9 protein-coding genes are annotated in these 9506 nt (G+C 62.5%); 7 read left to right on the plus strand and 2 right to left on the minus strand.

The window, feature by feature from the left end:
- Positions 1-8 precede the first annotated feature (8 nt).
- From leuS to VOI29_RS00490, 4 genes are all read left to right on the plus strand, one after another.
- Positions 9-2573, plus strand: a complete 2565-nt coding sequence (gene leuS, locus VOI29_RS00475; protein WP_323775498.1) for a leucine--tRNA ligase — start codon at positions 9-11, stop codon at positions 2571-2573.
- Complete coding sequence (lptE, locus tag VOI29_RS00480; protein WP_323775499.1) at positions 2560-3075, plus strand: LPS assembly lipoprotein LptE; 516 nt, start codon at positions 2560-2562, stop codon at positions 3073-3075. The genes leuS and lptE overlap by 14 nt, the downstream gene beginning before the upstream one ends.
- Positions 3072-4100: a DNA polymerase III subunit delta gene (gene holA, locus VOI29_RS00485; protein WP_323775500.1), complete on the plus strand. Its 1029-nt coding sequence runs from the start codon at positions 3072-3074 to the stop codon at positions 4098-4100. The genes lptE and holA overlap by 4 nt, the downstream gene beginning before the upstream one ends.
- Before the next feature lie 72 nt (positions 4101-4172).
- The gene (locus VOI29_RS00490) at positions 4173-4763 is read left to right on the plus strand and encodes a glutathione S-transferase family protein (protein ID WP_323775501.1); all 591 of its coding nucleotides are present in this window, start codon (positions 4173-4175) and stop codon (positions 4761-4763) included.
- Here VOI29_RS00490 and VOI29_RS00495 read toward each other — a convergent pair.
- On the minus strand, positions 4736-5935 hold the full coding sequence (locus VOI29_RS00495; protein WP_323775502.1) for a TIGR03862 family flavoprotein: 1200 nt from the start codon (positions 5933-5935) through the stop codon (positions 4736-4738). The genes VOI29_RS00490 and VOI29_RS00495 overlap by 28 nt on opposite strands.
- Before the next feature lie 138 nt (positions 5936-6073).
- Positions 6074-6775, minus strand: coding sequence for a GntR family transcriptional regulator (locus VOI29_RS00500; protein WP_323775503.1), 702 nt, complete (start codon positions 6773-6775; stop codon positions 6074-6076).
- 205 nt (positions 6776-6980) lie between these two features.
- Between VOI29_RS00500 and VOI29_RS00505 the strand changes: the two genes are divergently transcribed.
- The 3 genes from VOI29_RS00505 to VOI29_RS00515 all read left to right on the plus strand — a co-directional run.
- Positions 6981-8066: a TRAP transporter substrate-binding protein gene (locus VOI29_RS00505; protein WP_323775504.1), complete on the plus strand. Its 1086-nt coding sequence runs from the start codon at positions 6981-6983 to the stop codon at positions 8064-8066.
- A gap of 65 nt (positions 8067-8131) precedes the next feature.
- Positions 8132-8629 (plus strand): TRAP transporter small permease subunit, encoded by a 498-nt coding sequence (locus VOI29_RS00510; protein WP_323775505.1) that lies wholly within the window; start codon positions 8132-8134, stop codon positions 8627-8629.
- A partial coding sequence (locus tag VOI29_RS00515; RefSeq protein ID WP_323775506.1) for a TRAP transporter large permease subunit occupies positions 8626-9506 on the plus strand: 881 nt, incomplete at its 3' end. The genes VOI29_RS00510 and VOI29_RS00515, both read left to right, overlap by 4 nt.

Below are 9506 nucleotides of genomic sequence, written 5' to 3' on the forward strand. Positions count from 1 at the left end.
CCGCTCTGATGTCGCGTTACTCCGCCACGGAAATCGAAGCAAAATGGCAGGAAGCCTGGGACAAGGCCGGGATCTTTCAGGCCAAGCGTACCGGCGGCAAGCCGAAGTATTATGTGCTGGAGATGTTCCCCTATCCGTCGGGCAAGCTGCACATGGGCCATGTGCGCAACTACACCATGGGCGACGTGATCGCGCGTTACAAGCTGTCGACCGGCCACAACGTGCTGCACCCGATGGGGTTCGACGCCTTTGGCATGCCGGCTGAAAACGCCGCGATGGCGAGCGGCGGCCACCCCAAGGATTGGACTTATTCCAACATCGACACCATGGTCGAACAGATGAAACCGCTGGGTCTGTCGCTGGACTGGAGCCGGATGTTCGCCACTTGCGACCCGGAGTATTACGGCCAGCAGCAGGCGCTGTTCCTTGATTTCCTGGAAAAAGGTCTGGTCTACCGCAAAAACGCCGTGGTCAACTGGGACCCCATCGACATGACCGTGCTGGCCAATGAGCAGGTCGAAAACGGCCGCGGATGGCGTTCCGGGGCGCTGGTGGAACGGCGCGAGCTGACCCAATGGTTCTTCAAGATCTCCGATTTCTCGGAAGAGTTGCTGGCGTCGCTGGACGATCTGGAAAACTGGCCCGCCAAGGTGCGGCTGATGCAGGAGAACTGGATCGGCAAGTCCCGCGGCCTGCAGTTCTCGTTTGAACGCACCGATAACGGTGAGCCGATCGAGGTCTACACCACCCGCCCCGATACGCTGATGGGCGCGTCTTTTGTCGGCATCTCGCCCGACCACCCGATTGCCAAAGCACTGGAAGCCGAATCGGAAGAGGTCGCAGCATTTGTTGCCGAGTGCCGCAAGGGCGGCACTACCGAGGAAGCCATCGAGACGGCCGAGAAGCTGGGCTATGACACCGGTATCCGCGTGAAGCACCCGCTGAACCCCGACTGGGAACTGCCGGTCTGGATCGCCAACTTCATCCTGATGGACTACGGCACCGGCGCGATCTTTGCCTGCCCGGCGCATGACCAGCGCGACCTCGACTTCTGCCGCAAGTATGATCTGCCGGTCACCAATGCCTTCTTTGCGCTGGACGATGACACGCCGGTTGTGAATGAGGCACTGGTGCCACCGAAAACAGAAAAGGTCCGCTGGGTCGATCATTTTGCCGGGCTGACCGGGGCCACTGGCGAGGATGCAATAAACACCACCGTCGATTTTGCGGAAAAGGCCGGCTGGGGCCAGGGCGTCACCAAATACCGTTTGCGCGACTGGGGCCTCAGCCGTCAGCGCTATTGGGGCTGCCCTATCCCTGTGGTTCACTGCGAAGACTGCGGCGTGGTGCCGGAGAAGAAAGAAAACCTGCCGATTGCCCTGCCTTATGACGAGGACGGCAAAGCAATCGACTTCTCGGTGCCGGGCAACCCGCTGGACCGCCACCCTTCCTGGCGCGATTGTGCTTGCCCTTCCTGCGGCAAACCGGCCCTGCGTGAAACCGACACCATGGATACCTTCGTCGATTCGTCCTGGTATTTCGCCCGTTTCACCGCGCCCCGCGCCGAAACCCCGACCGACATGGCCGAGGCCGAATACTGGATGAACGTCGACCAGTATATTGGCGGCATCGAGCATGCGATTCTGCACCTGCTGTACTCGCGCTTTTTTGCCCGCGCGATGCAGATCTGCGGCCACCTGCCGGAAAAATCCATCGAGCCGTTTGATGCGCTGTTCACCCAGGGCATGGTGACCCACGCAATTTACAAGACTACCGGCGGCAACCATCGCCCTGTCTACCACTACCCCGAGGAAGTGGAACTGCGCGACGGCAAGGGCTTCCTGAAGGACGGCACCGAGGTGGAGATCATCCCCTCGGCCAAGATGTCCAAGTCCAAAAACAACGTGGTGGACCCGCTGCACATCATTTCGTCCTTTGGCGCCGATACCGCACGCTGGTTCGTGCTGTCCGATTCGCCGCCCGAACGTGACGTGGAATGGACCGCCTCCGGTGCGGAAGCCGCCTACAAGCACCTGAACCGCGTCTGGAACCTCTGCGACAAGATCGCCGCCATGGACCCCGAAACCACAGGTCAGGGCGACGAGGATCTGCTGCGCGAGATGCACAAGGCGATCCGCGATGTGACCCTTGGCGTGGACTCCTTTGGATTCAACGCTGCAATCGCCAAGCTCTATGCCTTTACCAACACGCTTGCCAAATCCAAGGCCGGCGCCAAGGTGCAAAAGCAGGCAATCATGACGCTGGCGCAGCTGATGTCGCCGATGACCCCGCACCTGGCAGAGGACATCTGGAGTCATCAGGGCGGCGAGGGTCTGGTGGCTACGGCGCCCTGGCCGGTTGCCGATGAGGCGATGCTGGTCGAGGACACTGTCACCCTGCCGATCCAGATCAACGGCAAGCGCCGCGGTGAGATCGAAGTTGCCAAGGATCTGGACAAGGCAGAGGTTGAAAAACGCGCTCTGGCCCATGAAACTGTGCAGAAGGCGCTGAATGGCGCCGCCCCGAAAAAGGTGATCGTTGTGCCGGGCCGGATTGTGAATGTCGTTGCTTAACTGTCGAACCCTGCTGCTGGCCCTGCCCCTGGTGGCGGCGGCCTGCGGCTTTACCCCGGTGCATGCTCCTGGCGGCACCGGGGCAGCTCTTTACGGCCGGATCGCGGTGCAAGCACCGGAGGAGATCAAGGCGGCCAGCGGCACGGACGCCTATTTCCTGGTGCGGAACCTGGAGCAGCGCCTGGGCCGCGGCGGCAGCACCGCCTATAAGCTGGACCTGACGCTGAGCACCCAGGAAGAAGGCCAGGCGATTACTGCAGGCAATGAGATCACCCGTTATTCGGTGATCGGAAGTGCAGGCTATTCGCTTACCCGCCTGTCGGACGGCAACGTGGCATCCAGCGGAACGGTACGAAACTTCACTGGCTATTCCGCGACTGGTTCGACCGTGGAGACGCTGGCAGGCGAGCGCGACGCGCATGAGCGGCTGATGGTGATCCTGGCCGACCAAATCACCGCGCAGATCCTGGCAACCGCGGATCTTTCCGCGCCTGCGGAATGAAGCTCTCCCCGCGTGAAGCTGACGGCTATTTTGCCAAGCCCGATCCGGGCAAAACCGGTATTCTGATCTATGGTGCCGATGCGATGCGCGTGTCGCTGAAACGGCAGCAGGTTCTAGCTGCCCTGCTTGGCCCCGGCGCCGAAGAGGAAATGAGGCTGAACCGGATGCCCGGCAGTGACCTGCGCAAAGACCCGGCGCAGCTGCTGGATGCGGTGAAGGCGGTCGGTTTTTTCCCCGGCGTCCGGGCGGTTTTTGTCGAGGGTGCCAATGACACCGCGACCCCTGCTATAGCGGCCGCACTGGAGGAATGGCAGCCCGGCGACGCGCAGATCGTGGTTACGGCTGGACCGCTCAAAGCAACGTCCAAACTGCGCAAAGCGTTTGAAAGCCACAAAAATGCTTATGCTGTGGGCATCTACGACGACCCGCCCTCGCGCGCCGAGATCGAGCGGATCCTGACTGAGGCCGGTATCCGCGAGGTCCCGGGTGACAGCATGTCGGCGCTGACGGATATCGCCAATGATACCGGTCCCGGCGATTTCTCCCGCATGATCGAAAAGCTGGCGCTATATAAGCACGGCGACAGCAGCCCGCTGTCACTGGACGACATCAGCGCCGTTGCCCCGCAATCGACCGAGGCCGCGCTGGACGACGTTCTGAATGTGGTGGCCGAGGCCCGCAGCGCCGAAATCGGCCCGCTGATCCGCCGCCTGCAAGCCCAAGGCACCAATGCCGTGACGCTTTGCATCGGCGCCACCCGCCATTTCCGCACGCTTTACACCATTGCCGCCGCCCCCGGCGGCCCGGCCCAGGGCATCGGCCAGCTGCGCCCGCCGCTATATGGCAAGCGCCGCGACCGGATGCTGCGCCAAGCGCAGAACTGGGGCGCGAACCGGCTGGAAACCGCGCTGACGATCATTACCGACACAGACCTGGCACTGCGCTCTGCAGGTCAGACCGCCCCGGCGCTGGCGCTGATGGAGCGCGCCCTGATCCGGCTTGCCATGCTGGGCCGTGCGCGCTGATCATCACAGCCCCTCGGCTTGATCCGCTCCCCCGGGCTGCCCATCTTAGCAGGGCACAACAGGAGAGAGACGATGTATACCGTCACCGGCATCCCGCTCACCCGCACCTTCCGGGTGCTTTGGGCGCTTGAAGAGCTTGGGGAACCTTACGAACTGAAACAGCACGGGCCGCGCAGCCCGGAAGTTCAGGCGCTGAATATTTCGGGCAAGGTGCCGGTGCTGCAGGCGGATGGGGAAACCATCACCGATTCGACCGCCATCCTCACTTACCTGGCCGACAAGCATGGCGCGCTGACCGCCCCCGCCGGCACCGTGGCCCGCGCCAAGCAGGACGCCATCACCCATTTATTGCTGGACGAAGTCGATGCCGTGCTCTGGGCCGCAGCCCGCCACAGCTTCATCCTGCCTGAGGAACAGCGGGTGCCGGAAGTGAAAGGCAGCCTGAAATGGGAATTTTCCCACAATCTGGCGCGGCTCGAAGGCAAGATGGCCGGCCCCTTCCTGATGGGAGAGGAGTTCACCATCGCGGATATCATCTGCACCCACTGTCTGAACTGGGCCCGCAGCGCGAAATTCCCTGTCGAAGGCGAAAAGCTGCAGGACTACGGCAAGCGGATGCGGGACCGCGAGGCTTATCAGCGGGTTGCGGCGCTCGCCAAGTAAGCTGCGGCAGCCCGCCCGGCCCAGCGCCCGGTTGCCAGGCAGGCGGTCAGCAGGTAGCCGCCTGTCGGCGCTTCCCAATCCAGCATTTCCCCGGCGCAGAACGTGCCGGGGATCTGTTTCAGCATCAACCCCTCGTCCAGCGCATCCCGGCATACGCCGCCAGCGGTGGAAATCGCTTCGTCCATCGGCCGCAGGCCTGCGTGATTGACTGGCAGCGCTTTGATCAACCGGGCCAGGGCCTGGATATCCTGCGGCAAAGGCCGTCCGAACTCTTGCAGTACTGCTGCCCGGGCAGCTCCCAGCTTCAGCACCTTTCGCAAATGATTAGTATGGCTCGCCTTGCCGCGCGGACGGGACAGGCGGCGGACAATTTCTGCCATGTCCAGATCCGGAAGCAAATCCATCCGCAGCGTCTCTCCCTCCCGCACGGCGGCGCAGACGGAATAGACCCCACCGCCTTCCAGCCCGCGCTCCGATATCACGGCTTCCCCGCGGGAAGACACAGGGCCGGCCTGCAATGCGATTCCCTTGAGCGGCTGCCCGAACTGCAGTGCCATGAAACCGGACCAATCCACCAGGAGCCCTGCATTTGCAGGTTTGAACGGTGCAAATTCTACAGCTTTTTCGAGCAGCAGAGGTACCCAGCCCCCGTCCGAGCCAAGCCGCGCCCAGCTGGCGCCGCCCAGTGCCAGAACCACCGCCCTGGCTTCAATCCGTTTTGCCCCGTCCGGGGTTTCAAAAGCAAGCACGCTGCCCTCCCAGCCAGTCCAGCGCCAGCGCGTGCGGACATGTGCGCCGAAGCCATCAAGGCGTGCAAGCCAGGCGCGCAGCAGCGGTGAAGCTTTCATGACCACCGGAAACACCCGGCCCGTTGAGCCGGTGAACAGCTCGCTCCCCAATCCCCGCGCCCAATCCTGAACGGCCTGTGCATCACAGAGGCGGATCATTGGCATCAGCCAGTCTGCGGCCTCTCCATAGCGGGCAATCAACTGCTCAAACGGATCGTCCTTGGTCAGATTCAATCCGGATTTGCCCGCCATCAGGAACTTGCGGGCCGCCGACGGCTTGGCCTCGGCCACCAGCACGCGGTACCCGGCGCGGCCCAGCTCCTCGGCGGCCATAAGCCCTGCAGGCCCGGCTCCGACCACCACTGCATCCCAAGTTTCCGTCATGCCACCCCCTTGCCAGCGCCCGTTTCCAGCGCCCGGCGACAGCGCTTCACTTCACTGCACGGGGCCCATGCAGCCCGTGTATATTCATTCCATTCCGCCCGCAAAGCGGCCAGTCACTCCCGGGCTATACACGTCCCGTCAACCCTGAGTGAACAAATGGTAACCCGGGTGGGCTACGGCGCGCAGGCTGGTAATCGGAGCGTCGCCGATCCAGGTTGTGCGTTCCATGACAAACAGCGCATTGCCGACGTCACTCTGGAGTATTTCGCTGTCGCGTTTGGTTCCGCGGCGCGCATACAGGCGTAAATCGCACCTGCTGTAGGGACGGTTGCGGACAAGCCATTCGTTTGCGCTTTCGCGGGTCAGGTCCACATCCTTTATCTCCGGCACGGTTTCCACGCAGATCCAACAGTCTTCGAAGACATAGGGGCGGCTGTCGGCAAGATGCAATGCTTCGACTCGCAGCATCGGGCGGGCTTCATGCAGGCCGAAATTGGCCAGTATGGCCGGGTGGAATGGCTGCCTCGACTGTCGGATCAACTGGTAGCGGTACACGCTGCCTTTCTGCTCGGCCTCAAGCCTTGTGATTGGAATACTTAGGGTTGTGCGGGTCACAGGATCGCGCTGCAACGTTGTGCCGCCCTTGCGGCGCCGCTGCACCAGCCCGTTTTGGGCCAGATCTTGCATTGCCCGGTGAACGGTGGAGCGGGCGCAGCCGAATCGGGCGGCGAATTCCTCATCCTGCGGCAGCTTGTCTCCCGGCCCGTAGGTGGAGTTCAGAATCATCTCCCGGATGCTATCGCGGATAGTTACCCAGGAATGCCGTCGCTTGTCCGTCAATATTCATTCCCCCAGATCAAACGGGAAAACAATTGCCGCCGCTCCATATTGCAGTCTGCGCAGAAAGGCGAAATTGATCCGCGCAACTGTGATTGACATTAATATGTATCCACATATTAATGTAAAGCGCCTACAAAACATAGCGAAGTCTGCGCTGCCGGCATCCGCCCATCGCAGATGCACCGACAGACGGAGGAATGAAAACATGGAAAGACGCGCGTTTTTGAAAACCGGCGCATTGGGCGCAGCAGCAGCAACGCTGGCCAGCCCCGCCATTGCCCAGGGCAAAATGCAATGGAAGATGGTTACCGCCTGGCCGAAAAACCTGCCTGGCCCCGGTGTAGCGGCACAGATGCTGGCCGACCGGATCACCACCCTTTCGGGCGGCAGAATCGAGGTAAAGCTTTTTGCCGCCGGTGAACTGGTTCCGGGCCGGGGTGCGTTTGACGCGGTTTCCGAAGGCACAGCCGAGCTGTACCACGCCGTGCCGGCATATTGGGGGTCGAAATCCAAAGGTATCCTGCTGTTCGGCTCGCAGCCTTTCGGCCTCCGCGCGGACGAGCAATTCGGCTGGATGTACCACGGCGGCGGCCAGGCTCTTTATGACGAGATGTACGGCCGTTTCGGCATCAAACCCTTCCTGTGCGGCAATTCCGGGCCGCAGTGGGGCGGCTGGTTCAAGTCCGAGATCAACTCTGCCGAGGACCTGAAAGGGCTGAAGTTCCGAACAACAGGTCTGGCATCGGAGATGGCATCGAAACTGGGCATGGCGGCGGAAGCCACCAGCGGCCCGGCGATGTTCCAAGGGCTGCAGACCGGGGCGCTGGACGCGGGCGAATTCATCGGGCCGTGGACCGACAGCGCGCTGGGATATTACCAGGTGGCTAAGAATTACTACTGGCCCGGCGTGGGCGAACCATCCTCGGCCGAGGAGTGCGGTGTCAACGCCGCCGTGTTTGCTGAGCTTCCAGAAGATCTGCAGCAGGTGGTGACGATGGCCTGCGAAAGCCTCTACAACCCGGTGTGGACCGAATACACCACAAAGCACGCGCTGGCGTTGAAGACGATGGTCGACGAGCATGGGGTGCAAGTGAAGATGTTCCCCGAAGACGTTATCACCGCCATGGGCACCGCCGCCAAGGAAGTGCTTGCCGAGCTGCAGGAAGATGAAGACGAACTGGTCCGCCGCATCACCGAAAGCTTCATCGCCTACCGCGACAGCGTCGGCGGTTACATGACCTACGCCGACAATGGCCAGATGAATGCCCGCGCCTCGGTGATGGGCTACTGATCTGCAAAACACCTGCCGGCGCCTGAGGAAACCAGGCGCCGGCTTTTTGATGGGGAGAGAGCAGCATGTTACGGGTTGCGGATACGCTGGACGTCATCAACCAGGGGCTGGCGCATGTGATACGCTGGCTGGCGCTGATCATGGTGCTGGTGCAGTTTGCCATTGTGGTCGGGCGCTATGTTTTCGGGGTGAATTCGATCGCCGCTCAGGAAAGCGTGCTGTACATGCATTCCACCCTGTTCATGCTGGCCGCGGGTTACACGCTGCTGGTAGACAAGCACGTCCGCGTCGACGTGTTCTATGCGGCGGCGGCGGCGCGCACGAAACGGCGCATCGACATTTTCGGCCACCTGTTCCTGCTGCTGCCGTCGATGGCAGCGCTGATCTATTGGTCCTGGCCCTCGGTGCGCAATTCCTGGGCCATCTTAGAGGGCCCGATTGCCGTTGGCGGCATCGAAGCCGTGTTCCTGCTGAAATCGCTGATCCCCGCCTTCTGCGTGCTGGTCATGCTGCAATCTGTTTCCCTTCTGATCCGCCTGTTTTCGGAGCGAGCCCCCCAATGACCGAATATCTTGACCTGATCATGTTCGCGGCCCTGATGGCAGCGATCCTCATGGGGTTTCCGGTGGCCTTCTCGATCGCGGGCATCGCCATCCTGTTTGCCTATCTCGGCTGGGTTCTGGGAGTGATGGATGTCACCCTGCTGGGCGCGCTCGGCCAGCGCGCCTTCGGCCTGCTCAGCAACCAGGTGCTGATCGCCATTCCGCTGTTCGTGCTGATGGGCGCGATCCTGGAGAAAAGCCGCATCGCCGAAGAGCTTCTGGACACTATGGGGCGGCTGTTCGGCCAGCTCAAGGGGGGCTTGGGCATCTCGGTGGTGCTGGTAGGGGCGCTGCTGGCGGCCTCGACCGGCATTGTCGGCGCCACGGTTGTGGCGATGGGCATGATCGCCCTGCCCGCCATGCTGCGGGCAGGCTATGACCCACGGGTCGCCTCGGGCATCGTCTGCACGGCCGGCACGCTGGGGCAGATCATCCCGCCCTCGACGCTGCTGATTATCCTCGCCGACGTGATGTCGAACGCCTTTCAGCAAGCGCAGTATGAGCAGGGCAAATTCTCGGTCGAGGCGCTGTCGGTGGGGCAGTTCTTTGCCGCCGCCCTTATCCCCGGGCTGGTGCTGGTACTGCTGTATCTGCTGTATATCCTGGTCCGCGGCTTCTTGCGCCCGCAGGACATGCCCTCGGCTCCGGCCGGGATGGCACGGCCCAGCCGCGGCCAGGTGGTGCGCGCGGTGGTGCCGCCGATCCTGCTGATCTTTGCGGTGCTTGGCGCCATCCTGGGCGGCATCGCCACGCCGACCGAGGCGGCATCGGTGGGCGGCATCGGCGCGCTGCTGATGGCGGGGGTGCGCGCAGGCGGCCCGGCCCGGCTGATCCTGCT

Origin of the sequence: Leisingera sp. (genome assembly GCF_034669605.1) — a bacterium.
In the GTDB taxonomy this organism is placed as follows: domain Bacteria; phylum Pseudomonadota; class Alphaproteobacteria; order Rhodobacterales; family Rhodobacteraceae; genus Leisingera.

Bases quoted from the DNA above. Each gene is read 5' to 3' on its own strand.
- leuS (WP_323775498.1), top strand. From the start codon at position 9: ATGTCGCGTTACTCCGCCACGGAAATCGAAGCAAAATGGCAGGAAGCC.
- lptE (WP_323775499.1), top strand. From the start codon at position 2,560: ATGTCGTTGCTTAACTGTCGAACCCTGCTGCTGGCCCTGCCCCTGGTG.
- holA (WP_323775500.1), top strand. From the start codon at position 3,072: ATGAAGCTCTCCCCGCGTGAAGCTGACGGCTATTTTGCCAAGCCCGAT.
- VOI29_RS00490 (WP_323775501.1), top strand. From the start codon at position 4,173: ATGTATACCGTCACCGGCATCCCGCTCACCCGCACCTTCCGGGTGCTT.
- VOI29_RS00495 (WP_323775502.1), bottom strand. From the start codon at position 5,935: ATGACGGAAACTTGGGATGCAGTGGTGGTCGGAGCCGGGCCTGCAGGG.
- VOI29_RS00505 (WP_323775504.1), top strand. From the start codon at position 6,981: ATGGAAAGACGCGCGTTTTTGAAAACCGGCGCATTGGGCGCAGCAGCA.
- VOI29_RS00510 (WP_323775505.1), top strand. From the start codon at position 8,132: ATGTTACGGGTTGCGGATACGCTGGACGTCATCAACCAGGGGCTGGCG.